We start from the raw sequence: 22,766 nt of genomic DNA on the forward strand, positions 1-22,766 counted from the left end.
CTGGCTTCAAAACCGGCTCAAACTCTCCATCGCCTCAGCCTTAAACGCCGCAAAATCCTCGCACTGGCACAGGCGCGCCATCGCGCGCTCGCGCAGGAAGGTGACGAAGATGTCGTAAATCGCCATTGCCTCTTCGTATTCGCTTTTGCTGATGGCGAGCAGGAAAATGACGTGCGCCGTTTCATCCCCCCACTGAATGCCCTGCGGGGCGAGCACGGTGTAGACCACCGTTTTTTGCGCCAGCAGGCCGAGGGAGTGCGGCAGCGCGATGCCGTCCCCGAGCATGGTGCTGACAATCGCTTCACGCTCGATGACCGAATCCAGAAACTCCGCGCCGACAAAGCCTTCGCCTTCAAGCTGCCCGCACAGTTCGCGGAACAGCGTTTGCCGATCAACGGGCTTGTCGAGAATGCGGAAATGGGTCGCGTCGAAGTATTTCTCCAGCATCCACGGGCGGGTGCGGTCCACCAGCACCAGCTTGCCGATCTGCTCCAGCTGATAATCGGTCGGGAACGGGGCGATTATCACCACCGGCTTGGATTTTTCGCTCACGCGAGCAGTGGAGATCACAAAGTCTTCACCGATGGCATCCGCAAGCTCGTACTCGCGCAGAGTGAGCGTGCGCGTCACCTCAATCTGCGGGTATTTACGCTGAAGTACCGCCTCGATCATGCGCACCATCGCGTTACCGGCATCGCACACCAGCAGCACGCGCGGCTGGCGCTGGTAGCCAATGTTGTAGTGGCGCTCCAGCCCCACGCCGATGTGCAGCACCAGAAAACCAATCTCATTCTCGCTAATCGCATACGGCGTGTATTTCCCCCAGCTCGACACCGCCGCGAGGGTCATATCCCACGCCATCGGGTAGTGCTGCTTGATGTTGTCCAGCAGCGGATTGGGGATCATGATTTGATAGCGCACGCGGGTGATCATGGTTTTGATGTGCGTGAGCAGATCGGCGTGCAGCTGCGCATCGCTGAGCAGGTTGTAGTTATAGTGGGTGTTGATGTAGCGCAGGATATAGTTGACCAGCGCTTCGTCGTCGTCGGCGTTAATCGCGCTCGGGGCAATCTCCTGGATCTGCCGCGCCGCGATGTGCACGCACAGCCAGCTCTCTTCCGATGGCGCAAGCGCCTTGCCCGCCAGCTCCTGAATGGCTACCGCGATATCCTTCGCCGCCTCGCGCACGTTCTCTTCCACGTCTTCCGCGTGGAATTCCGGCAGCGGATACCCCTCGCTGATGCGCCGCACCGACACCGCGCAGTACAGGCGCAGGAACAGCTCGCCTTCGTCGGTCAGACGAATGTGATGGCGCGTCAGCGCATCATGCAGCACCGGCACCATCTTTTCCGCCACGCCCGCATTCAGCGCCACGTCGGTCACCAGCGGGTTCAGGCTGTCCTGCTGCGCCAGCTCCCACAGGAGGTCGGTCAGGCAGGCGCGGATCGCCATCTCGCTGCCAAACAGCTTCATGCCGTGGCGCGGACGGGTTTCCAGCGTCAGGTTGTAGCGATGGAACCACTCGCGCACTTCCACCATGTCGCTCTGCAAGGTGGCGCGGCTGACGAACCACTCGTCGGCCAGATCCTCCAGCTTAAGGGAAAATGCCGAGGTGAGAAAACGCACCACCAGATAGTGCACGCGCTCCGGCCCGGTTCGCGGAATGCGCAGCGCGCGCGGGTGGGAGGCCTGCAATTGTTGGTAGCGCTGGGCGTCATCAATTTTAAGCTGATAGCCGCTGCCGCGGCTCAGGATAAACTGCGCCCCGTGGCCTGCCAGCAGCGCGTTGAGGGCGGTGATGTCCGCCCGGACGGTTCGCGTGGAGACCGACAGCCGCTGCGCCAGCTCGTCCTGCGGCAGCGTCTCGTTTTGCAACAGATCGAAAAGTTGCGCTAAACGTTGGTTCGGAAATCGCACGTCGTTGTCCTCTTACTGCTCAGGGTGAAATGACCATCTGGGATGGGCTGCCGACCGGGGTATAGTCTGGCTCGGCGCTCAGCTTGCCGTCCGGCGCCACGCGGAAACGGGTAATGTTGTCGCTGCGCTGGTTCATGACGTACAGCCAGCGCCCCTGCTTATCGAGCGTCAGGGTGCGCGGATAGTCGCCCCGCGTCCAGACATCGTCCTGATGCGTCAGCGTCCCTTCTGCCGTTACGGTAAAGTGCCCGATGCTGTTATGCAAACGGTTAGCGACATACAGCTGTTTACCATCGGCGCTTAGCGCCAGCCCGGCAGCAAAACTGGTGCCTTTGTAACCGTCCGGCAGGGCTGAAACGGTTTTACCCTCTTTTAGCCTGCCGCTGCTGTCCAGCGCATAATAGGTGAGCGTAGAGGCCTCTTCGTTAATCAGCCACAGGGCATCGCCTTTCGGCGTAAAGACGAAGTGGCGCGGGCCAGCGCCTTTCGAAGAGGCGCTGATAAACGGCGGATCGTTCGGGATCAGCTTTCCTGCTCGATCGTCAAAACGGTACTGATAAATACGATCCAGACCAAGATCGGTGGAAAAAACGTACTTCCCGCTCGGATCGGCGGCGATCATGTGCGCATGCGGGCCGTTATGATCGCTGATCGCGAAACTGCCCTCAACGGCAGCTTCCGGCTTCGCCGCGCCCGGTTCGCCCTGGTCCTGATGCGTGTCCGTGGCGTCGCCCAGGCTGCCGTCTGCGTTAACGGGGAGCACCGCGACGGTTCCGCTGACGTAGTTCGCTACCAGCAGGTGCCTGCCGTTCGGCGTCAGGGAGAGATAAACCGGCCCGGCGCCGCCGGAGGCCACCTGATTCAGTTCGCTTAGCGCGCCGTCATCGCCGATGCGCAGCGCCTGCACCACGCCCTGCTCCACTTCGCTTGCCAGATACAGCGTTTTACCGTCTTGCGAAAGGGTCAACTGCGCCGCATTCGGCAGTTTGCTCACCAGCGTTTTGTTATCGAGCGCGCCGGTTTGCGGGTCAACGGTAAAACGGTACAGCCCTTCACCGTTCGGATTATAGGTACCCACCCAGGCGTATTGCGTCTGGGCGACAGCGGCGGTGGCGAGCATTGAGAGTGAAGCGACGAGCAGGTTACGGGTGTGCATGGTGGCTCCTTTGGGTGTGTGCGGTGTTTCACCCCTCACCCCGGCCCTCTCCTCAAAGGGGAGAGGGTTAGGGTAAGGGGTAAGGTTTTATTCTACTTCACCAGCTTCTTCGTCATTTCCAGCAGCGTACGCACATCTTCCGGACGCGTATCACCGCTGGCTTTGTCGATAATTGAACTGTAGATGTGCGGGATGATTTTGCTCACGCCCGCGTCGAGGGCAATCTGCAAGATCGCCTCAAAGTTCTCCAGATCGATCCCCCCGGTCGGCTCCAGCCAGAAGTCGTGGTGGGCGCAGGCTTCCGCCACCGCCTGGTATTCATCACGGCACTTGAGGCCGCCCATCGGGAAGTACTTGATCGAGCTGCCGCCGAAGTCTTTCAGCAGGGCAATCGCCGTTTCAACCGGCACGATGCCGTCCGGCGCTTTGCTGCTCAGCGGGCCGGTGGAGATTTTCACCATGCCTACGGTCCCGGTCGGAGAGACCAGGCCGTTGACCACCGATTCATTCTGCCCCAGCAGCGCGCGGCTGGCGGCCACACCGGTAAAGACCTGGTTGACGTGCTGCGGCTGCACCTGGCGGGAGATTTCACTCACCATCGCCGACTGGTTCGGATCGCCCGCGCCCAGCCCCACGGAGAGCGCGTTATCAATCAGCGCCGCGTATTCACGCATATCCGCGACCGCGCTCGCCACGTCCGGGTAATTTTTGGAGAGCACGCCCACCAGCACATGACCCTCCGCCGCCTCGTAAATGGCGCTGGCGTTGGCCTTTGAGCCGGCCAGCACGTTCAGGCAGACGCGGTCACGGTAAAAATTGGGGGTCAGTTTCATGCGTTTTTCTCCTGTCCTAACACTTCGCTAATGCGGCGGTACACAATGTTCAGCTGGTCAGCACTTACGCTGCGCACGTCCGCTTCGATAATCCCTTCGTTGGCCTTGTAGCCACGGAAGTAAATGGCGTATTCCCCCTGCTTCAGCTGGGCGACAAGGTCGCCAGTGCCAACGCCGGTGGTGGCTTCGTCAAACTTAATCTCGGTGCGGGCGATGTCGCGACCGGCGCTGTCCCAGACCACGCGCGCGGTGACGCCGCTCAGGGTGTTGAGCGCGTCGATAAACGGCGTCATCTTCGCCACCATCTCGGCACCGCTCTCTTTGGTGGCCGTCAGGTAGTGTTCGATGGCGCAGGTCAGGCCGAGGATCCCCTCTTTACCCACCTTCATGGCGCGGCCAATGCCCGCCGTCTGGCGCTTCACCCACTCAACGTACTGGGTTTTGCCGATCACCAGGCCGCTGGTTGGCCCCTCGATCGCCTTCGCGCCGCTGTAAATCACCAGATCCGCGCCGGAACGGTAGTACGCGTGCAGATCTTCTTCCGCCGCGGCATCAACGATCAGCGGCAGATCGTGTTTACGCGCCACGACCGCGGCCTGCTCGACGCTGAGCATGCTTTTCTGCACACAGTGGTGGGACTTGATGTAGAGGATCGCCGCGGTGCGCGGGGTGATGGCCGCCGCCAGCTGGTCGGCGGAGCATTCGTTGGCGTAGCCCGCTTCCACCAGCTTGCCGCCGCCCAGCGCCACCATGGTGCCGACCGGCGCGCCAAAGTTAACGTTGTGGCCTTTCGGCAGGACGATTTCATTGTTCTCGATTGGCGTGACGTGCAGGTTTTCCAGCAGCCAGTCGCTGTCTTTCACCAGCACCGCCGCCACGGACTGGGCTATGCCCGCCGACGCGCAGGAGACCACCGTCGCGCCTTCCACATCCAGCAGCTTCGCGATGTATTCCCCGGTTTTGTTAACCAGATCCTTCATCTCGAAATAGTGATTCATGCCGTCCATTGCCGCCTGCACCACCTCCGGGCGCGGCGTGGAAACGCCCAGCGCCGTCATGCGGCCAGAGGTGTTGATAACCTGCTTTAAATTATACTTCTCATAAATCGAAGGCATGTTCCGTGCTCCCTTGTTCGGTCATGTAGCCCTTGCCCGCGCGGATCGCGGCAAGCGGCACCAGAATGTGTTCAGCTTGCAGAGTGTCGTTTTCAGCGTCCGTCAGCACCGTTGGCTGGCGTTTAATCGTGAATAGCGTCAGGTCGGCGTCGAGGCCAGGCTGAATGCGGCCCTTGCGCGTCAGGCGCAGACCGTCTGCGGCGTTCGCGGTGACGCAGTCAATCACCTGCGGCAATGACATGCCGATGGCGAGGAATTTCGACATCACGCTTGCCAGCGAGCCGACCGGGCCGTTGATGCGGTTGCGGCAGTAGATATCCGAGCTGATGGTGTGCGGCAGAATGCCCATCGCGATGGCGCGTTTCGCCACCTCAAAGCTGAAGCTCGCCGTGCCGTGGCCGACGTCCAGACGCACGCCGCGCTTCAGGGCGGAGGTGATGGAGGCGCGCAGCTCGCCGGAGGGCGTCAGAATGCGGTTAGGCTTGCCGTTGTAGCAGTGGGTAATGATGTCGCCCGAACTCAAAAGTTCAGCGATTTCATCGAGGTTCGGCGGGTTATTGCCGATGTGCACCATCAGCGGCAGGTCGCCGTTATCCTTTTGAATCGCTTTTGCACGCTCCAGCGGCATGATGCCATTCTCGCCGACCACGCTGCTGCTCATGCGCGCCTTCAGGCCGACAATAAAATCAGGGTGGCGCTTCACCGCCTGCTTCACCGCATCGGCGTCAATGTTCGCCATGTTGGCCAGCTCGTTCTGGGCAATCAGCCCCACGCGGGAGATGTTCAGCAGGGCAAAGACGTCGGTGGAGGCTTTGCGGGTGATTTGGTAAAAATCGTCCACGTCGTCGGCACCGGTACTGCCCGCGTCCACCACGGAGGTGACGCCGGTGGCAATGCCCACGCTGTCCGGCTCGTCGTGGTAAATCGGGGAGTTCGGGTAGCAGTGAACGTGGGAGTCAATCCAGCCCGCGCTGACGTACACGTCACCGTTAAGCTCAACCGTTTTACGGGCGGGAGCGTCAATTTCGCCCGTCGCGGCGATCTTCCCGTCCTGAATGGCGATATCGGTCAGGGTATCGTCGGCGAGGCGCGCACGGCGCAGGAGTAAATCAAACATGAGGATCTCCTGATAGGGCGGGCGCCGGAGCGCCCGCGGGTATTAAAGGGCGACCGGGAACAGCCAGCCCAAAATCATTGCGCCGAGGATGGCGCCACCGGTAATCGGCTTCTGCCAGATGTAGAACAGCAGCGCGCCCACCAGCGAACCGACGCCGATTGGAATGGAGGCGGTCATCGCGCTGAGGATAATCAGCGGCCCGAGGAAGCGGCCAGAGGCGTTACCCGCGCCCATCATCACGTCAGCCCCGTAGGTGGAGTTGCTCTGGTTGATGGTGAACTTACGCGCCAGGATGATGACGTAGCCAATCGCCAGACCAATCACCAGGCCGGTAATCAGCGAGGCAATGAAGTTGGTCACCGGGAACATGATCCCCGCACCCAGCAGCAGCGCCGGAACGCCGAGGCCCACGCCGGTCTGGATCGCCCCACCAATATCAAGAATACCGACCAGCGATCCTTCGATAATACGGGCGAACAGGAAGCTCGCGCCGAACGCCGCCACCGCGCCGTAGACGCCGGTATCGATTCCCGCTTTCAGCATCGCCACGAAGGCCACTTCGTTAAACGCGCCGATGCCGTAGAGGTAGTACATGTGCGTCCCGGCGAAGACGCCGGAGGAGAGCAGGCCAACGAAGATCGGGAACGACCAGTCGGCATACCAAAAACCTTTATTCTGTTCCATGTCGAGGCTCCTGTTATTTACCGCTGAGCGAGTTGTGGATCATGTCGAGCCAGTTCGGCACGGTCAGATGGAAGGATTCGATCATCTTCATGTCGAAGCCGCGGAAGAAGCCGCTCAGCACGAACAGCAGAACGATTGCTGCCATCATCACTTTGGTGACATGGTTCCAGCCGCTCTCCTCAACGCCTTTACCGATCAGGATGCCGAGAACCAGACCCGGTACGGCGTTCCCCATGATCAGCTGCGCCGCGCCGCCAAAGATGGTGGCCCAGAAGCCCGATTTTTTACCCGCGTCGATGGCCGCCAGCCAGAAGATCACCGGCATCACGGTGTTGACCAGCAGGTTCGCGGCAGGCACCAGCACCTTCACGGCGGTGACCTGAAGTGCGGCTGGCACGGAGGAGGCGGTCAGGTTAAGGAAGGTTACGACGATCATGCCGATGATGCCGCAGGCAATCGCCATTTTGCGGGGATCGTGCAGCGTTTCGCCGACGTTACGGTTTTTGATCATCAGCGCGGCAGCACCCCAGTTCGGGATGATGCGGTGGTCAACGTCCTGTGTGAAGGCACCTGCGGCCACGGAAGAGGCCCAGGCGTTAAAGAAGAAGCCTAATCCAAAGGAGAAGTGGGAGGCCGGATCCCCTTCGCAGGAGTTCAGCTCCCCCAACGTACGAAACGCGCCCATACCCTGAGTGGTAGGCGCATGAAACATGCGTGCAGCCCCGGCTCCCACACCGACGCCAACCAGGCCGCCAATGATGAGCGATTTTATTAATATAATTAAGAACATCAGTCTGCCCTTTTATGAATAATCAGCGTTGCGTGACGAAATCCACCTGGTCGAGATTGATGGCAGTCACGTTGACGGTCACATCCAGCTCCACGCTGTAGGTGCGTCTTTCCCGGCGCAGAAAGAAGAACAGAAACGCTTCTTTTCGCACCGCTTCTTGCGCCTGAACAACCTGCACATCCTGTGGCTCAATACGCAGTAAGATATGCGGTGAGGCTTTCATCACCGCGGCCTGAACGTGGTTGAGCGCGTCGGCAAAGGCGCGCGCTTTGGCGTCGCCCTTCCCCTTCACTCTCACCGTGGTTGTGAACTGTTCTTTCATGCTTATGCGCCGTGCTTCTTCTGCCACGCCTGTACCAGACGCTCGCCCAGCTCTTCTTTATCCATAAAGCCAAAGCCCAGCACGTTGCAGCCTTCGTTGATGGCGGTGACGCCCTCATCCACGGAGCGCATGCCGTATTTGGCCTTGTAGCCATATTTGGTTTGTGCGGTGATGGCGCCCGCGCCGCCGCTGCCACAGAAGGAGATGCCGAAGGTGGCGTTTTCCGCTTTCATCACGTCACCGAGCTTCATATCTGCCGCCATGCCCGGCACGACAACCGCGCGTCCACCGGCTTTTTCCACACCCGCAGCCACTTTCTGACCTTTACCCAGGCGATCGCCAATCACGACTGTAATCTGTTCCATGTGTTGCTCCTTAAAGGTTGTCTTTCGCGACTTCGAAGTGAACGGAGAGCAGCCAGGCCTCTTCATCAGGAAGGTTGCCAAACTGCGCTACCACTTCACGGGCAAGTTGCATTGAATCTGGTGAAATTTCGTCGAAAAGCTCTGCTTCAACCTCCGGCAGCGGCTCGCCGGTCACGGACCGGTGCGCCATTGCGCGAACGTGGGAGGTCAGCATCTGCTCCTGTACCGCGTTGGGGATGATGTTGTGCCGGGCCAGCAGAGCATAAACCTGCTGAAGCATGGTGTTCGCGAGCTGCTCAGTCTGCACCGCCTGTTCCCCAACGTCGTTCATTACCGCTCCGTTACTCACTCGTCTTACCCCGTTAATGGCTCTGGAATAAAACTAACGTTGCAGGTGCAGGGTTTGTAGCGAGTTGTTTTCCACTTCGAAGTGGAAAGGCGAGCCGCGGCAGTGATCTGTGCCACATAAATGCAGTGAATCTGGATAAATCGCTGTATTTGCGTGATGAATATCACGCTATCTGGCGGCAAATAAGGGGTATGCAAAGCGGAAAAGATTACGAGCGGGCTCGTAGAAATGTGATGTGGATAAGGTTTTCTTATGGGGATTGGGTAGAGTGGCTGCGGGTGCTTGAGACTGACCGTCTCAGGCATGGGACGGAAAGGAGCAAGGATGCGGGGGCGCGTAATGCGCCTCCGCATACGGAGAAAGGACGTACAGCTCAGGCACCCAATTAACGATACTTTTTGTGGTACGCGTTGCGGGTCGCCGCAAACTGGTCGGCCGCCGCCTGGGCTTCTTTGACTTTGCCTTCGTTAGCCAGCTTCAGCGCGCCGTCGATCTGGCTGACCAGCACGTCAAAGCCGTGACGATAGTCTTTCATCTCGGCGCTGTCTGCCGCTTTGCTTTCCAGCTTCGGCGGCGTCGCTTTTTGCGCGTCCAGCGCCGCTTCACGCATTTTGGTCAGCGCGTCCTTCATCTCGGCGGCATTGTCGGTTTTCTGCACCACCTTCAGATTTTCACTGAGGATGTCCATGTTGTCTTCGAGATCGGCAGCAAACGCGGACGAGCCAAGAACCAGCGTTGAAGCCGCGACGATCGCTAACAGGTGTTTACGCATTGCTCACTTCCTTTTTTATTATTAAACACGCTTTTACGGGTATTACTGACCGGCGATTTTCATCTCCGGCAGCAATACAGAACCACACTGAATATTGCTGCGTGTTTCAATATCGTTACCGACCGTAACAATATTGCGCCACATGTCCTTGAGGTTGCCGGCGATGGTGATTTCGCTCACCGGATACTGAATTTCACCGTTTTCGACCCAGAAGCCTGCCGCACCGCGAGAATAGTCTCCGGTGATGCCGCTCACGCCCTGCCCCATCAGCTCGGTCACCACCAGGCCGGTGCCCATCTCTTTCAGCATCTGCTCAAAGTTCAGGCCCTGTCCGGCAATGCGCCAGTTGTGGATCCCACCCGCGTGCCCGGTGCTTTTCAGCCCCAGCTTGCGCGCGGAGTAGTTGGTCAGCAGCCACTGGGTCAGCACGCCGTCTTTAATGATATCCCGGCGTTCCGTGCGCACGCCTTCGCTGTCGAACGGCGTAGACGCCAGCCCTTTCAGCAGGTGCGGATGCTCTTCGATGGTCAGCCATTCCGGCAGGATCTGCTTGCCCAGCGAGTCGAGCAGGAAGGTCGATTTACGGTACACCGAACCGCCCGCAATCGCCCCCACCAGATGACCAAACAGGCCGGTCGCCACTTCATTGGCAAAAATGACCGGGGCTTTCATGGTGGAGAGCTTACGCGGTGAGAGGCGTGACAGCGTGCGTTCGGCACACTCTTTACCTACCCACTCGGGAGACTGCAAATCCCCCAGCGCGCGGCCAATGGTATACGCGTAATCGCGCTCCATATCGCCGTTCTCTTCGGCGATCACGCAGCTGGACAGCGAGTGACGGGTTGAGCAGTACCCCTGCAACATGCCGTGCGAGTTACCGAACACTTTGATGCCGTAGTGGCTGTTAAAGCTGCCGCCTTCGGTGTTGGTGATGCGTTTGTCGGCCTGCAAAGACGCCTGCTCGGCGCGCGAGGCCAGCTCAATGGCTTCGTCCGGGGTCACTTCCGCCGGATGGAACAGATCGAGATCCGGCGCGTCAAACGCCAGCAGCTCTTTATCGGCCACGCCAGCATAAGGATCCGGCGAGGTGTAGCGGGCGATATCCAGTGCTGCCTGCACCGTCCGGGCGATGGCATCCGGGCTGAGATCGGTAGACGACGCGCTGCCTTTGCGATTCTGGTGATACACGGTGATCCCCAGCGCGCCATCGCTGTTAAATTCTACGTTCTCCACTTCGCCATAGCGGGTGCTCACGCTAATGCCGGTGGTTTTGCTGACCGCCACTTCGGCGCCATCTGATTTGCCTGAAGCGAGCGTCAGCGCGGTGGAGACGGCTTCTTCCAGGATCTTACGCTGCGCTTCAACTTGTGAGGTTACTTTCATCGCAAATGCCATACTGTAAGAGAGAGTTAAGTGAAGTCTAACAGAGAACCGTTTTTCAGTGCGCGTCTTAACTGGTAACATTAGCCTCTTTTTTTAAGGAGCCTGACATGACTAAGCAGCCCGAAGACTGGCTCGACGACGTTCCCGGTGATGACATCGAAGACGAAGATGATGAGATCATCTGGGTCAGTAAAAGTGAAATTAAACGTGACGCCGAAGAGTTAAAACAGCTTGGCGCAGAAATGGTAGAACTGGGTAAAAACGCGCTGGATAAGCTCCCGCTCGACCAGGATCTGCGTGATGCCATTGAACTGGCACAGAAAATCAAGAAAGAAGGGCGTCGCCGCCAGCTTCAGCTTATCGGTAAACTGCTGCGTCAGCGTGACGTAGAGCCGATCCGTCAGGCGCTGGATAAGCTGAAAAACCGCCATAACCAGCAGGTTGCGCTGTTCCATAAGCTGGAGCAGATCCGCGATCGTTTGATCGAGCAAGGTGATGACGCGGTACCAGAAGTGCTGAACCTGTGGCCGAATGCCGACCGCCAGCAGCTGCGATCGCTTATCCGCAACGCGAAGAAAGAGAAAGAAGGGAATAAGCCGCCGAAGTCAGCGCGCCTGATTTTCCAGTATCTGCGCGAGCTGTCTGAGAACGAAGAGTAATCTGTGCGGGTTTGCGCCGGATGGCGGCGTAAACGCCTTATCCGGCCTACAAGGTCGTGCGAAAAAATATAGGCCCGGTAAGCGCTAGCGCCACCGGGCTTTTTTTTACGCTGCGGCTGCGGCTTTCTTCGCCAGACCGTCCAGCAGCTTCTGATGGATCCCACCAAACCCGCCGTTGCTCATCACCAGAATGTGGTCGCCAGGCTGTGCGGCTTTCACCACCATATCCGCTAAGACATCCACGTCCGCACTCCAGTGCGCCGGCTGAATGCAGGCATCGGCCACCTCGGCCACCTGCCACGGAATATGCTGCGGTTGCAGCAGGAAGACTTCGTCGGCACGCCCTAAGGACGGCGCGAGATCGTCTTTGCAGATCCCCATTTTCATGGTGTTTGAACGCGGTTCCAGTACGGCCAGAATGCGCGCGGTGCCGCCAACTTTGCCACGCAATGCGGCAAGCGTCGCCAGAATGGCGGTTGGGTGGTGCGCGAAATCGTCGTACACCGTCACGCCGTGGGCTTCGCCACGCAGTTCCAGACGACGACGGGCGTTGATAAACGTGCCCAGCGCACTGGCAGCATCCGCAGGCAGAACCCCCACATGACGCGCCGCCGCTATCGCCATCAGGCCGTTGTGCATGTTGTGTTCGCCCACCAGGCCCCACTTCACTTCACCGACTTTCTCACCGTCGAGCAGCACTTCCCACTCGGAAGCATCGGCGTTGAGTTTTTTCGCCTGCCAGTGGCCCTGCTCGCCCACCAGCTCCTGCTCGCTCCAGCAGCCCATCGCCAGGGTCTGCTTCAGGTTGATGTCGTTCTCCGGCAGGATGATACGGCCTTGGCCCGGCACGATGCGCACCAGGTGGTGGAACTGTTTCTGGATCGCCTTCAGGTCGTCAAAGATATCCGCGTGATCGAACTCAAGGTTGTTGAGGATCAGCGTGCGCGGGCAGTAGTGCACGAATTTGGATCGCTTGTCGAAGAATGCGCAGTCGTATTCATCCGCTTCAATCACAAAGAACGGGCTGTCGCCCAGACGCGCGGAAACGTCAAAATTCCCCGGCACGCCGCCGATCACGAAGCCCGGCTTGTAACCGCAGGCTTCGAGGATCCAGGTCGCCATGCCGGCGGTGGTGGTTTTGCCGTGCGTCCCGGCAACGGCGACCACCCAGCGGTCGCGCAGGACAAAATCATGCAGCCACTGCGGGCCAGACATGTACGGGATATTGCGTTCCAGCACCGCTTCAACGCATGGATTCCCACGGGTCATGGCGTTGCCAACAATCACCAGATCCGGCTGCGGCTCCAGCTGGCTGGCGTCGTATCCCTGAATCAGAGAAATTCCCTGCTTCTCCAGCAGCGTGCTCATCGGCGGATACACATTGGCGTCCGAACCTGTCACTTCATGGCCCAGCGAGCGCGCCAGCATTGCCAGTCCGCCCATGAAAGTGCCACAAATCCCCAATATATGAATGCGCATACGTCACTATCCTTCTTCAATGTGGCGCACATTTTACCCACATGTCAGCGGCTGTGAAACGCATTTCAGGTAAATCCGTATTTTGCTGGCGCGATTCACCTCTGCGCTAATATTTGAATGTTTGTTAAGATTGTTGGACATCAACCGCTTTACTCAACATAAGATGCAGGGAAAGTGTTATGAAAACGTTAGGTGAATTTATTGTCGAAAAGCAGCACGAGTTCTCTCATGCTACGGGTGAGCTCACTGCTTTGCTGTCGGCAATAAAGCTGGGCGCTAAGATCATCCACCGCGATATCAACAAGGCCGGTCTGGTCGATATCCTGGGTGCCAGCGGTGCCGAGAACGTTCAGGGTGAGGTTCAGCAAAAACTCGACCTGTTCGCCAATGAAAAACTGAAAGCAGCACTGCGCGCGCGCGACATCGTTGCGGGTATCGCCTCTGAAGAAGAAGATGAGATCGTCGTCTTCGAAGGGTGCGAACACGCGAAATACGTTGTTCTGATGGATCCGCTCGACGGCTCCTCCAACATCGACGTTAACGTTTCTGTTGGTACCATTTTCTCCATCTACCGTCGCGTTACGCCGGTTGGCACACCGGTGACGGAAGAAGACTTCCTGCAACCGGGCAGCAATCAGGTTGCTGCCGGCTACGTGGTGTATGGCTCGTCCACCATGCTGGTGTACACCACCGGCTGCGGCGTACACGCCTTTACCTACGATCCGTCACTGGGCGTGTTCTGCCTGTGCCAGGAGCGTATGCGCTTCCCGGAGAAGGGCAATACCTACTCCATCAACGAAGGCAACTACATCAAATTCCCGAACGGCGTGAAGAAGTACATCAAATTCTGCCAGGAAGAGGATAAAGCCACGCAGCGCCCGTACACCTCGCGCTATATCGGCTCGCTGGTGGCGGATTTCCACCGCAACCTGCTGAAGGGCGGGATTTACCTTTATCCAAGCACGGCAAGCCACCCTGACGGGAAGCTGCGTCTGCTGTACGAGTGCAACCCGATGGCGTTCCTGGCCGAGCAGGCGGGCGGCAAGGCGAGCGACGGTAAAGAGCGTATTCTGGATATCGTGCCGGAAAGCCTGCACCAGCGCCGTTCGTTCTTCGTCGGCAACAACCATATGGTGGAAGACGTTGAACGCATGATCCGCGAATTCCCGGACGCGTAAGGCGTAAAAGGGGAGCCTGACAGGCTCCCCTTTTTTTATCATGCCGTTTGCGCCGTCAGCCTGAAGGAGGCCATCGCCTCCATCAGCTCGCGCGACTGCGCCTCCAGGGAACGTGTTGCCGCAGAGGATTGTTGAACCAGCGCCGCGTTTTGCTGTGCCGTTTCATCCATCTGATTAACGGCGATATTCACCTGCTCAATGCCGCGGCTCTGCTCCTGAGACGCCGTTGCAATTTCTCGCATCAGTTTGGTCATACGCAGCACTTCGGTGGCGATCTCGTCCATCGTCTCACCGGCCTGTTGCGCCAGCTCGCTGCCCTCGTTCACGTGGGTTTGCGAATCGCTGATAAGCGAGCGGATCTCTTTCGCGGCATCGGCACTGCGGCTGGCGAGATTGCGCACCTCACCCGCCACGACCGCAAAACCCCGTCCCTGCTCGCCCGCACGCGCCGCTTCTACGGACGCGTTCAGCGCCAGAATATTGGTCTGGAAGGCGATCCCGTCGATAACACTCAGGATATCGGCGATGCGCGCCGCGCTGCCGGAGATATCGCGCATCTTCTCGATGACGTAGCACACCATTTCGCTGCCGCGATCGGCGGTGTCGGAGACCGACTGCGCCAGCTGGTGCGCCTGCCCGGCGTTTTCGGCGTTACGTTTCACCGTGGCGGTGATCTCTTCCATGCTGGCGGCCGTCTGCTCCAGCGACGTGGCGGTGGATTCCGTGCGCTGGGCAAGGTTCAGGTTCCCGGCCGTCAGCTCGCGGCTGCCGGTATCAATCTGCGAGCTGGCGTCGCGCACGCGCAGGACGGAGCCCATCAGCGACTGACGCATCTCTTCGATGGCCGCGTTGAGGCGATTAAATTCCTGGCTCGCAGGCGCGTTCAGGGCGTAGGTCAAATCCCCTGCCGCCACGTGTTCCAGCTGGGCAATTGAGGCTGAAAGCGGCTTGAGCAGCATATGGCGCAGCACCAGCCAGGCCAGCACGATAATGCCTGCCGTCAGCAGCGCCGCGACGATAATCAGGATCAGCACGCGGGTTTTACTCGCCTGCACGGCGCTCACTTCCGCTTTGCCGCGCGCCTCGCTCCACGCCTGGAACGCCTGCATATCGTTATCAAACTGCTTCGCCACCGGCACCAGCTTGCTTTCCAGCAGATCGTAATAGCCGTCCGCGCTTTGCTCGTTCAGGGCGTTCAGCATCGGGGTGATGCCCTGCTGGTTGTACACCGCCAGGCTCGCGGCGACCTTATCCAGCAGCTTTTGTCCCTGTTCATCCGCCACGCCACCGCCGATCACGCCCTTCAGCGTTTTCTGTGCCAGCGTCACTTCCTGGTTAATGGTTTTGACCGCCTTGGCCGCATCGTCCAGCAGCCCGACCTCCATCATGCGGACGGCCTGACCCGCTTCGTTACGCGCGCGCAGGATCAGCGTATAGCCGGCATTCAGCTGCACCATCTGTTCACCCTGAAGGTGATTGATGCGCTGGAGAGAAGCGGAGCTTTGTGTAAGGGCATAAATGCCGATGCCGCTGACAATCAGCAGCAGAAGGGTCATAACGGCCAGTAAAGAGAGCAAGCCGGTACGAATCGATAGCGTTTTAAGCATGATGTTATTTCCGGTAGCGAGATATTTCTGGGCATAAAAAAAGAGTATCGGCCGCTACCGGAAAATGTTTAGACTTTAAGCAATATCAGCACGTTATCGCCCTGTAACAGAGGTATTTACACGGGTAACAGGCGAGCTTTGGCGGTTCTCCCACAGCACCGTCAGGCCGCGCTGAAGCGCGATAAAAATAAACAGCAGAATGCCAATGGCGATTTTGGTCCACCAGGAGCTGAGCGTGCCGTCGAAGTTGATGTAGGTCTGAATCAGCCCCTGGATCGCCACGCCAAATAGCGTGCCCAGCACCGTCCCCACTCCGCCGCTGAGCAGCGTGCCGCCGATGACCACCGAGGCAATGGCGTCCAGCTCAACCCCCACCCCCGCCAGCGCATAGCCTGCCTGGGTGTACACCGAAAACACAATCCCCGCGAGCGTGGCAAGGCCGGTCGAAAGCATATAGATGCGGATGGTGGTGCTGCGCGTGGAAATCCCCATCAGGTTCGCGGACGTGGCGCTGCCGCCAATGGCATACACCTGATTACCAAACCGGGTACGGTGGGCGAGGAAGATCCCGATCACCACCACGCCCAGCATCAGCAGCCCCATCGCGCTCAGGCGCCCTCCGCCGGGAATTTTCCACGCCAGGCTGGAGAGCGTGTCGTAGATCGGATGGTTAATCGGAATCGACTCCTCCGACACCAGATAGCTCACGCCGCGCAGGAAGAACATCCCGGCAAGGGTGATGATAAACGCCGGGATTTTCAGCGCGTCGATTAAAAGCCCCATAAAGGCGCCGAACGCGCAGCCCATGGCCAGCACCAGCGGGAACGCCAGCAGCGGCGAAATGCCCCAGTAGCCAATGGCCTTGGCGAGGAACACGCCGGTAAAGGCGATCACCGACCCAACGGAGAGGTCGATCCCGCCGGAGAGGATCACAAAGGTCATGCCGACGGCAATAATCCCGAGAAACGCGTTATCGGTCAGAATGTTGCAAATCACCCGCGTGGAGGCGAACCCCGGGAACTGGGTCAGGCAATAGAGGTAGCCCAGCACGAACACGCCCAGCGTGATCGTTAACGGCAAATTACGTTTTATCATGACCGCGGATCCCCTTAATGAGAGTGATAAAGCGCGGCGACTGCACGATAAGTACGATAAGCACCACGACCGCTTTGACGACCTGATTGAGCTCCGGCTGGAAGCCGGAGAGCAAAATACCGGTATTCATACCCTGAATAATCAGCGCCCCCACCACCGAGAGCAGCAGGTTAAACCGTCCGCCCATCAGCGATCCGCCGCCGATCACCACCGCGAGGATCGCGTCCAGCTCCAGCCAGAGCCCGGCGTTGTTGGCATCCGCCCCGCGAATATCGGCGGCCACGATCACCCCGGCAATCGCGGCGCAGACGCCGCTCAGGACGTAGGTCAGCATCACCATCAGCCGGGTATTCACCCCGGCGTTTTTCGCGGCCCGAATGTTAATCCCCACCGCTTCAATGAACATCCCGAGCGCCGTTTTGCGGGTGAAAAGCCAAAATATAACCAGCGTCACGAGGGCAACGATCACCGGCGTCGGGAAGAACAGGACGTTACCGCTGCCGATCCACGCCAGGCTCGGGGAGCTAAAGGTGACGATTTGACCGGAGGTAATAAGCTGCGCCACGCCGCGCCCGGCCACCATCAAAATCAACGTCGCGACAAACGGCTGGATCTTGAGCACCGCGACCAGAATGCCGTTCCACAGCCCGGCTAATACGCCGGACCCCAGCGCGGCGAGCAGAACCACCGGCAGGCTGTGCCCGGCAACGGTCATTGAGGCAGCGGTGGCGCCCGCAATCGCCATTACCGCACCGACGGAGAGGTCGATCCCGCCGGTGGCAATCACCAGCGTCATGCCAATCGCCAGCAGCGCCACGGGCGCGGCACGGTTTAAGATGTCGATCGGGCTACCAAACAGGCGGCCATCCTGCACGACGATCTGGAAAAAATGCGGGGCTACCAGGCTATCCACCAGCAGCACCAGCAGCAGCGCTACGATTTGCGGCGTGCCGGTCGGCCAGCTGAAGCGGCGCTTCGCTTCGCCAGTTTGCGAAAGAGAACGGGACATCACATTTGACTCCTTACGCCGCGATGGCATTCATGATCGCCGGAACGGACAGCTTATCCAGCGGGATCTCAGCCACCTGCCTGCGATCGCGCATGATAATGACGCGATCGGCATAGCCAACCAGCTCCTCCAGCTCAGACGAGATCACCAGCAGCGCCAGACCGTCGGCACACAGCGTTTCGATAAGCCGGATGATTTCGACGTGCGCGCCCACGTCGATGCCGCGCGTGGGCTCGTCGAGGATCAGGAACTGCGGTTTGGTCAGCAGCCAGCGAGAGAGCAGCACCTTCTGCTGGTTGCCGCCGGAGAGAAACTCAATGGGCTGTTCGGCGCTCGGGGTACGTATACCGAGCTGGCGGATAAAGCGCTCGGCAATGACGTTTTGCTCTTTACGCGGGATCGGACGCAGCCAGCCGCGCTGGGCCTGTAGCGCCAGAATGATGTTTTCCCGCACCGAGGCGGCGGCAATAATTCCGTCCGTTTTCCTGTCTTCCGGGCAGAAGCCCACCCCGAGGCACGACGCCTGATGCGGCGAGCGTAGCGTTTGCGGTTTGCCTTTGATCAGCGCCGTTCCGCTGTCGGCGGGCCTGATCCCGAAGATCACTTCGGCGGTTTCGGTGCGTCCGGAGCCTAACAGACCCGCCAGACCCACAATTTCGCCGGGGCGCACCTCCAGGTTAAACGGCGCGATGGTTCCTTTTTTGCCGTAGTCGTGAAAGGCGGCGATCGGTTTTTCGCTCAGCAGCGTGCGGCCCGCGCGCTGGAGTGCGTTGGTCTCCAGCTCGCGGCCCAGCATCATTTTGACCAGCTCAATCTGCGGCAGCTCGCGGGTTTCCCGGCAGCCGACAAAGCCGCCGTTGCGCAGCACCGTAATGCGGTCGCTTACCTCGTAAACCTGATCGAGAAAGTGCGTAACAAAGATCAGGCTCACGCCCTGATCGCGCAGCTGGCGCATCAGGGTAAAAAGCATCTCCACTTCCTGGGTATCGAGGCTGGCGGTGGGTTCATCGAGGATCAGCACTTTCGCCGAGAGATCGATAGCGCGACAGATCGCGACGATCTGCTGCATCGCCACGGAAAAGCGGTTCAGCGGTTCGCGCACGTCGAGAGAGAAATCATAAGACTCCATCAGCTTCGTGGCGCGCGCTTCCATCTCTTTGCGGCGCAGCAGGCCAAAACGTCTGGGCTCGCGGCCTATAAACAGGTTGTCCGCTACCGACATGTTTGGCAGCAGGTTCACTTCCTGGTAGACCGTGCCGATCCCCAGCTGCTGGGCATGCGCGGTATTCTTTGGCGAAATCGCGTTACCTTCCAGCCAGATAGCGCCGCGATCGGCGTGATATACCCCCGTCAGGGTTTTAATCAGCGTCGACTTCCCCGCGCCGTTTTCGCCGAGCAACGCCATGATCTCCCCTCGCCGCAGGGTGAAATCAACGTTATCCAGCGCCTTAACGCCTGGGAAAAATTTACTCAGGCCCTCGGTGCGGAGGATTTCCTGGTGTTGTTCGGTGGTCATGATTTCCCCCTGCATTAAGCCGGATGACGCTACGCTTATCCGGCCTACAAATGAGCGTATCGTAGGGCGGGTAAGCGCCGCGCCACCCGGCAATGTCACTGATCAGTAGCCCATATTTTTCTTCTTCTCTAACTCTTCTTTCGCCGTGTCCGGCAGGTAGAGCGTGGATTTGGTGACCGTCACTTTTTCAGGCACCGTGCCGTCTTTCTTGAATTTCTCCAGCGCGTCGAATGCCGGGCCCGCCATGTTTGGCGTCAGCTCAACGCTGGCGTTCGCTTCGCCGTCAATCATCGCTTTGTAGATGTCCGGCACGCCGTCGATCGAGCCGGTAAGGATATCTTTGCCCGGCTTCAGGCCCGCTTCTTTGATGGCCTGAATGGCGCCGATCGCCATGTCGTCGTTATGGGCGTAAACCATGCAGATATTTTTGCCGTTATTTTCTGCCTTGATGAAGCTTTCCATGACCTCTTTACCCTTGCTGCGGGTGAAGTCGCCGGACTGAGAACGGACGATCTTAATGTTTGGCGCGCTGGCGATGGCCTGCGCGAACCCTTTCTTGCGGTCGATCGCGACGCTCGCACCAACCGTTCCCTGCAACTCAACCACGTTACACGGCTTGCCATCCACCTGCTTCACCAGCCAGTCACCAATCAGTTTGCCTTCCAGCACGTTATCGGCGGTGACGGTGGTCATATAGAGAGATTTGTCTTTTACGTCGATGGAACGGTCGAGCAGGAAGACAGGAATTTCAGCATCTTTGGCTTCCTTCAGCACCGGCTCCCAGCCCGTCGCGACAACCGGGGCGATAAAGATGGCATCCACGCCCTGGGCGATAAATGAGCGCACCGCTTTGATCTGGTTCTCTTGCTTTTGCTGACCATCAGCGATTTTCAGCGTAATACCGCGCTTTTCAGCCTCACTTTTCGCCACGTTCGTTTCAGCGGCGCGCCAGCCGGATTCAGATCCGACCTGCGAAAATCCAACGGTTAACGGTGCGGCCATCGCCATAGACGACATGGCTGCCGAAACTGCTGTAACAAGAAGTAAGCGCTTCCACATATGAACGTCCTCGTAGGGTAGGTTATTGTTGGTTAAAAGATGTTCTGCGGATGAACTATAGCCAATGGAATATGTTACGGATTGCGTTACGTCACACTTCAGAAAAGTGAATAAAACGTTAATCACAAGTTTGTAATCGCTTTCATTTCCACATTTAAAATGCGGCTGAGTTTATGGATTATCCTGTCATGGAAACGGTCTGAAAAGTGAAGGCGCGGGGGAGATAAGACGAAAACAGGCGAAGACTTTCAGCGCCAGTTGGCTATAATACTTGCCACTTGTTTACCATCCATTTTGAAGGACACCGACATGAGCTTACTCAACGTCCCTGCGGGTAAAGAACTGCCAGAAGACATCTACGTGGTTATCGAAATCCCGGCCAACGCAGATCCAATCAAATACGAAATCGACAAAGACACCGGCGCGCTGTTCGTTGACCGTTTCATGTCCACCGCCATGTTCTATCCGTGCAACTACGGCTACATCAACCACACCCTGTCTCTGGACGGTGACCCGGTTGACGTACTGGTCCCAACGCCATACCCATTGCAGCCAGGCTCCGTCATTCGCTGCCGTCCTGTTGGCGTGCTGAAAATGACCGACGAAGCGGGTGAAGATGCGAAACTGGTTGCCGTACCGCACACCAAGCTGAGCAAAGAATACGATCACATTAAAGATGTGAACGACCTGCCAGAGCTGCTGAAAGCGCAGATCGCCCACTTCTTCGAGCACTACAAAGATCTCGAAAAAGGCAAATGGGTTAAAGTTGAAGGCTGGGATAACGCAGAAGCGGCGAAAGCAGAAATCATCGCCTCTTTCGAACGTGCAGCTAAGAAGTAATTCTTACTGCTGATACTAAGCCCCGCGCGTCGGGGCTTTTTTTTCTCTGGTTAAAAGCCCTACAGATGATTTTTAAGAAGAATCTCATTCATTTTGGGCGAGGCATTCAAAAATGAAAAAATATCCCTATTAATTATGGTGGGAGTGGTTGAATAGCTTGGCTGTTCACAACATACTGTCATGATGAACATTAATCCCCATTTATTATTGGATTCATATGTCATCCATTAACATTGATGTAGCCCGCCCAACTGGAATTTATTTTATTATTGAAAGGCTGTATTCCCGCGATGGCCTTATGCCTTCTTTTGGAGAAATCAGCCCCTCTTTAACGCAGGTGCACCGTACTGTCATTCAGCTAAAACGTAAGCAAGACATGTTCATGGATGGGGTTAAAGTTACCCCAAAAGATATTACCCTTTGGCAACAGATAAAATACCTTACGGGTTCAAAAGTCACGACTAAAGATACAGATACGCTAGTGTATACAACCGATTTTATCGGCTCCCTTGTTGCCACAACGCCGTTAGGCAATATTGAACTTGAGAATATTCCTCGGTTCCTCACTACAGAGTCTATCCACTCCCTGCCACAGGCGGTGAGTTATGGTCGAGATCCCATTCCACATGTTCTCCTTTATGGTCGTAAGGATATTATCTTTTTTATGGATAATGGTGGAAAAGGTACACCAACCGCTATTGCAAAATATAACCATAATACGCGTGATCTTGCCATAATCAAAGATCAGCTAGAAGCCAGTAAGACAATGAAAGAGCTGCTCTCAAAAGGAGCAAAACTATGAGTAAAAAAAGTCATTTAGTAAGTTTAACCATCCTTATCATTGCCGCGTTTATCTTCGGCAGAAGCACGTACATTGAATACTTGGCATGGTATTATGGGACCAATGATTTAATATTTAACGAAACAACCCCCTCATTAGTATCCAGTTTATTTAACGGGCTCTACTTCGCCCTTTCAGCATGTATTATTTACGTGTTACTCATTATATTAAAGAGAATCCCCAAAAATATTGTAGTTTCATGTCTGCTTCAGTTCTGTATTAATATTGGGCTATATACTCTTTTTGTTGCAGTAGATAGAGGTTATAGTAAATTGCATACTTTAGGCTCTGGTGCTACTGACATCACCCACAGCTATTTTTTAGGGGCGTTGCTGACGAGCACTCTCCTGACCGTCGCGATCGTGAGCGTAATACATGCTAAGTTTCTTTCTTCAAAGCATAAAGATGGGCTACATAAAGGCGTTTGATTGCTATGGCAAAGACAGCAAAGGGCAGTATCTCTGCATCATGACGTTCCAGCTTGCCTGGTTTATGTTTTACTTATGGATCCCTTATCGAAGCGATTATGCGATTCTGCTGTTTTTACTGTTCTTTCTGCCCGTCATTTCAAGCAATACGCGGTGCATAAACTACTATGGCCGTTCACGCTCCTTGTGTTTGTTATGGCTTATCGCCCCGTACATCATGCTGTTCATTCCTTTGTTTTTAACCCGGCGCAA

23 protein-coding genes are annotated in these 22,766 nt (G+C 57.4%); 5 read left to right on the top strand and 18 right to left on the bottom strand.

The genetic code is table 11. The features are described from left to right. Positions 1 to 6 precede the first annotated feature (6 nt). The 12 genes from IM267_RS18650 to pmbA all read right to left on the bottom strand — a co-directional run bounded on the left by IM267_RS18650 (position 7) and on the right by pmbA (position 10,815). Positions 7 to 1,917: a transcription antiterminator gene (locus tag IM267_RS18650; protein ID WP_112792390.1), complete on the bottom strand. Its 1,911-nt coding sequence runs from the start codon at positions 1,915 to 1,917 to the stop codon at positions 7 to 9. 19 nt (positions 1,918 to 1,936) lie between these two features. Continuing rightward, the gene (locus IM267_RS18655) at positions 1,937 to 3,073 is read right to left on the bottom strand and encodes a lactonase family protein (RefSeq protein WP_193034036.1); all 1,137 of its coding nucleotides are present in this window, start codon (positions 3,071 to 3,073) and stop codon (positions 1,937 to 1,939) included. A gap of 92 nt (positions 3,074 to 3,165) precedes the next feature. Further along, entirely contained in the window at positions 3,166 to 3,906 is a 741-nt protein-coding gene (locus IM267_RS18660; protein ID WP_193034037.1) for a KDGP aldolase family protein, read from the bottom strand. After that, complete coding sequence (locus IM267_RS18665) at positions 3,903 to 5,021, bottom strand: DgaE family pyridoxal phosphate-dependent ammonia lyase (protein WP_193034038.1); 1,119 nt, start codon at positions 5,019 to 5,021, stop codon at positions 3,903 to 3,905. The genes IM267_RS18660 and IM267_RS18665 overlap by 4 nt, the downstream gene beginning before the upstream one ends. Then, entirely contained in the window at positions 5,005 to 6,138 is a 1,134-nt protein-coding gene (locus tag IM267_RS18670; RefSeq protein WP_193034039.1) for an amidohydrolase/deacetylase family metallohydrolase, read from the bottom strand. Before IM267_RS18670 ends, IM267_RS18665 begins: the two co-directional genes overlap by 17 nt. A 42-nt stretch (positions 6,139 to 6,180) precedes the next feature. Then, positions 6,181 to 6,822, bottom strand: a complete 642-nt coding sequence (locus IM267_RS18675; protein WP_003856081.1) for a DUF4310 family protein — start codon at positions 6,820 to 6,822, stop codon at positions 6,181 to 6,183. A gap of 13 nt (positions 6,823 to 6,835) precedes the next feature. Further along, positions 6,836 to 7,612, bottom strand: a complete 777-nt coding sequence (locus IM267_RS18680) for a DUF4311 domain-containing protein (protein ID WP_006810337.1) — start codon at positions 7,610 to 7,612, stop codon at positions 6,836 to 6,838. 22 nt (positions 7,613 to 7,634) lie between these two features. Further along, positions 7,635 to 7,934, bottom strand: a complete 300-nt coding sequence (locus IM267_RS18685; protein WP_006810338.1) for a DUF4312 family protein — start codon at positions 7,932 to 7,934, stop codon at positions 7,635 to 7,637. A gap of 2 nt (positions 7,935 to 7,936) precedes the next feature. Further along, positions 7,937 to 8,299 (bottom strand): SFCGS family glycine-rich protein, encoded by a 363-nt coding sequence (locus tag IM267_RS18690; RefSeq protein WP_006179053.1) that lies wholly within the window; start codon positions 8,297 to 8,299, stop codon positions 7,937 to 7,939. A gap of 10 nt (positions 8,300 to 8,309) precedes the next feature. Further along, positions 8,310 to 8,648, bottom strand: coding sequence for a PRD domain-containing protein (locus IM267_RS18695; RefSeq protein ID WP_102750472.1), 339 nt, complete (start codon positions 8,646 to 8,648; stop codon positions 8,310 to 8,312). A 385-nt stretch (positions 8,649 to 9,033) separates the two neighbouring features. Then, positions 9,034 to 9,420: a cytochrome b562 gene (gene cybC / locus IM267_RS18700; RefSeq protein WP_063867201.1), complete on the bottom strand. Its 387-nt coding sequence runs from the start codon at positions 9,418 to 9,420 to the stop codon at positions 9,034 to 9,036. Positions 9,421 to 9,462: 42 nt separating this feature from the next. Beyond that, a complete protein-coding gene (gene pmbA, locus IM267_RS18705) occupies positions 9,463 to 10,815 on the bottom strand; it encodes a metalloprotease PmbA (RefSeq protein ID WP_131638033.1) in 1,353 nt (450 codons plus the stop codon). Between the two features lie 95 nt (positions 10,816 to 10,910). On the opposite strand from pmbA, the gene yjgA reads away from it, so the two are divergent. Continuing rightward, positions 10,911 to 11,462: a ribosome biogenesis factor YjgA gene (gene yjgA, locus IM267_RS18710; RefSeq protein ID WP_063450888.1), complete on the top strand. Its 552-nt coding sequence runs from the start codon at positions 10,911 to 10,913 to the stop codon at positions 11,460 to 11,462. 105 nt (positions 11,463 to 11,567) lie between these two features. On the opposite strand, the gene mpl is transcribed toward yjgA, so the two are convergent. Then, entirely contained in the window at positions 11,568 to 12,941 is a 1,374-nt protein-coding gene (gene mpl, locus IM267_RS18715) for a UDP-N-acetylmuramate:L-alanyl-gamma-D-glutamyl-meso-diaminopimelate ligase (RefSeq protein WP_102750474.1), read from the bottom strand. Between the two features lie 179 nt (positions 12,942 to 13,120). On the opposite strand from mpl, the gene fbp reads away from it, so the two are divergent. Next, entirely contained in the window at positions 13,121 to 14,119 is a 999-nt protein-coding gene (fbp, locus tag IM267_RS18720; RefSeq protein ID WP_063450890.1) for a class 1 fructose-bisphosphatase, read from the top strand. Between the two features lie 38 nt (positions 14,120 to 14,157). On the opposite strand, the gene IM267_RS18725 is transcribed toward fbp, so the two are convergent. The 5 genes from IM267_RS18725 to ytfQ form a co-directional block, all read right to left on the bottom strand. After that, positions 14,158 to 15,726, bottom strand: a complete 1,569-nt coding sequence (locus IM267_RS18725) for a methyl-accepting chemotaxis protein (RefSeq protein WP_107534529.1) — start codon at positions 15,724 to 15,726, stop codon at positions 14,158 to 14,160. A 93-nt stretch (positions 15,727 to 15,819) separates the two neighbouring features. After that, a complete protein-coding gene (yjfF, locus tag IM267_RS18730; protein WP_063867193.1) occupies positions 15,820 to 16,821 on the bottom strand; it encodes a galactofuranose ABC transporter, permease protein YjfF in 1,002 nt (333 codons plus the stop codon). After that, positions 16,808 to 17,833 (bottom strand): galactofuranose ABC transporter, ATP-binding protein YtfT, encoded by a 1,026-nt coding sequence (ytfT, locus tag IM267_RS18735; RefSeq protein ID WP_193034040.1) that lies wholly within the window; start codon positions 17,831 to 17,833, stop codon positions 16,808 to 16,810. The genes yjfF and ytfT overlap by 14 nt, the downstream gene beginning before the upstream one ends. Positions 17,834 to 17,843: 10 nt before the next feature. Next, positions 17,844 to 19,346, bottom strand: a complete 1,503-nt coding sequence (gene ytfR, locus IM267_RS18740) for a galactofuranose ABC transporter, ATP-binding protein YtfR (RefSeq protein WP_193034041.1) — start codon at positions 19,344 to 19,346, stop codon at positions 17,844 to 17,846. Positions 19,347 to 19,448: 102 nt separating this feature from the next. Next, positions 19,449 to 20,405, bottom strand: a complete 957-nt coding sequence (ytfQ, locus tag IM267_RS18745) for a galactofuranose ABC transporter substrate-binding protein YtfQ (RefSeq protein ID WP_112792401.1) — start codon at positions 20,403 to 20,405, stop codon at positions 19,449 to 19,451. 309 nt (positions 20,406 to 20,714) lie between these two features. Here ytfQ and ppa point away from each other — a divergent pair, with 309 nt between their 5' ends. The 3 genes from ppa to IM267_RS18760 all read left to right on the top strand — a co-directional run bounded on the left by ppa (position 20,715) and on the right by IM267_RS18760 (position 22,514). Beyond that, positions 20,715 to 21,245: an inorganic diphosphatase gene (gene ppa, locus IM267_RS18750; RefSeq protein WP_006810347.1), complete on the top strand. Its 531-nt coding sequence runs from the start codon at positions 20,715 to 20,717 to the stop codon at positions 21,243 to 21,245. 217 nt (positions 21,246 to 21,462) lie between these two features. Beyond that, positions 21,463 to 22,047, top strand: a complete 585-nt coding sequence (locus IM267_RS18755; protein ID WP_063146638.1) for a hypothetical protein — start codon at positions 21,463 to 21,465, stop codon at positions 22,045 to 22,047. Next, positions 22,044 to 22,514, top strand: coding sequence for a hypothetical protein (locus IM267_RS18760; protein WP_063146639.1), 471 nt, complete (start codon positions 22,044 to 22,046; stop codon positions 22,512 to 22,514). Before IM267_RS18755 ends, IM267_RS18760 begins: the two co-directional genes overlap by 4 nt. Positions 22,515 to 22,766 lie beyond the last annotated feature (252 nt).

The organism is Enterobacter cloacae complex sp. P15RS, from assembly GCF_014895905.1.
In the GTDB taxonomy this organism is placed as follows: domain Bacteria; phylum Pseudomonadota; class Gammaproteobacteria; order Enterobacterales; family Enterobacteriaceae; genus Enterobacter; species Enterobacter quasihormaechei.

What these genes read in the sequence shown, in the direction of transcription:
- IM267_RS18655 (WP_193034036.1), bottom strand. Translation starts at nt 3,073, where the DNA reads ATGCACACCCGTAACCTGCTCGTCGCTTCACTCTCAATGCTCGCCACC.
- IM267_RS18660 (WP_193034037.1), bottom strand. Translation starts at nt 3,906, where the DNA reads ATGAAACTGACCCCCAATTTTTACCGTGACCGCGTCTGCCTGAACGTG.
- IM267_RS18665 (WP_193034038.1), bottom strand. Translation starts at nt 5,021, where the DNA reads ATGCCTTCGATTTATGAGAAGTATAATTTAAAGCAGGTTATCAACACC.
- IM267_RS18670 (WP_193034039.1), bottom strand. Translation starts at nt 6,138, where the DNA reads ATGTTTGATTTACTCCTGCGCCGTGCGCGCCTCGCCGACGATACCCTG.
- IM267_RS18675 (WP_003856081.1), bottom strand. Translation starts at nt 6,822, where the DNA reads ATGGAACAGAATAAAGGTTTTTGGTATGCCGACTGGTCGTTCCCGATC.
- IM267_RS18680 (WP_006810337.1), bottom strand. Translation starts at nt 7,612, where the DNA reads ATGTTCTTAATTATATTAATAAAATCGCTCATCATTGGCGGCCTGGTT.
- IM267_RS18685 (WP_006810338.1), bottom strand. Translation starts at nt 7,934, where the DNA reads ATGAAAGAACAGTTCACAACCACGGTGAGAGTGAAGGGGAAGGGCGAC.
- IM267_RS18690 (WP_006179053.1), bottom strand. Translation starts at nt 8,299, where the DNA reads ATGGAACAGATTACAGTCGTGATTGGCGATCGCCTGGGTAAAGGTCAG.
- cybC (WP_063867201.1), bottom strand. Translation starts at nt 9,420, where the DNA reads ATGCGTAAACACCTGTTAGCGATCGTCGCGGCTTCAACGCTGGTTCTT.
- pmbA (WP_131638033.1), bottom strand. Translation starts at nt 10,815, where the DNA reads ATGGCATTTGCGATGAAAGTAACCTCACAAGTTGAAGCGCAGCGTAAG.
- yjgA (WP_063450888.1), top strand. Translation starts at nt 10,911, where the DNA reads ATGACTAAGCAGCCCGAAGACTGGCTCGACGACGTTCCCGGTGATGAC.
- mpl (WP_102750474.1), bottom strand. Translation starts at nt 12,941, where the DNA reads ATGCGCATTCATATATTGGGGATTTGTGGCACTTTCATGGGCGGACTG.
- fbp (WP_063450890.1), top strand. Translation starts at nt 13,121, where the DNA reads ATGAAAACGTTAGGTGAATTTATTGTCGAAAAGCAGCACGAGTTCTCT.
- IM267_RS18725 (WP_107534529.1), bottom strand. Translation starts at nt 15,726, where the DNA reads ATGCTTAAAACGCTATCGATTCGTACCGGCTTGCTCTCTTTACTGGCC.
- yjfF (WP_063867193.1), bottom strand. Translation starts at nt 16,821, where the DNA reads ATGATAAAACGTAATTTGCCGTTAACGATCACGCTGGGCGTGTTCGTG.
- ytfR (WP_193034041.1), bottom strand. Translation starts at nt 19,346, where the DNA reads ATGACCACCGAACAACACCAGGAAATCCTCCGCACCGAGGGCCTGAGT.
- ytfQ (WP_112792401.1), bottom strand. Translation starts at nt 20,405, where the DNA reads ATGTGGAAGCGCTTACTTCTTGTTACAGCAGTTTCGGCAGCCATGTCG.
- ppa (WP_006810347.1), top strand. Translation starts at nt 20,715, where the DNA reads ATGAGCTTACTCAACGTCCCTGCGGGTAAAGAACTGCCAGAAGACATC.
- IM267_RS18755 (WP_063146638.1), top strand. Translation starts at nt 21,463, where the DNA reads ATGTCATCCATTAACATTGATGTAGCCCGCCCAACTGGAATTTATTTT.
- IM267_RS18760 (WP_063146639.1), top strand. Translation starts at nt 22,044, where the DNA reads ATGAGTAAAAAAAGTCATTTAGTAAGTTTAACCATCCTTATCATTGCC.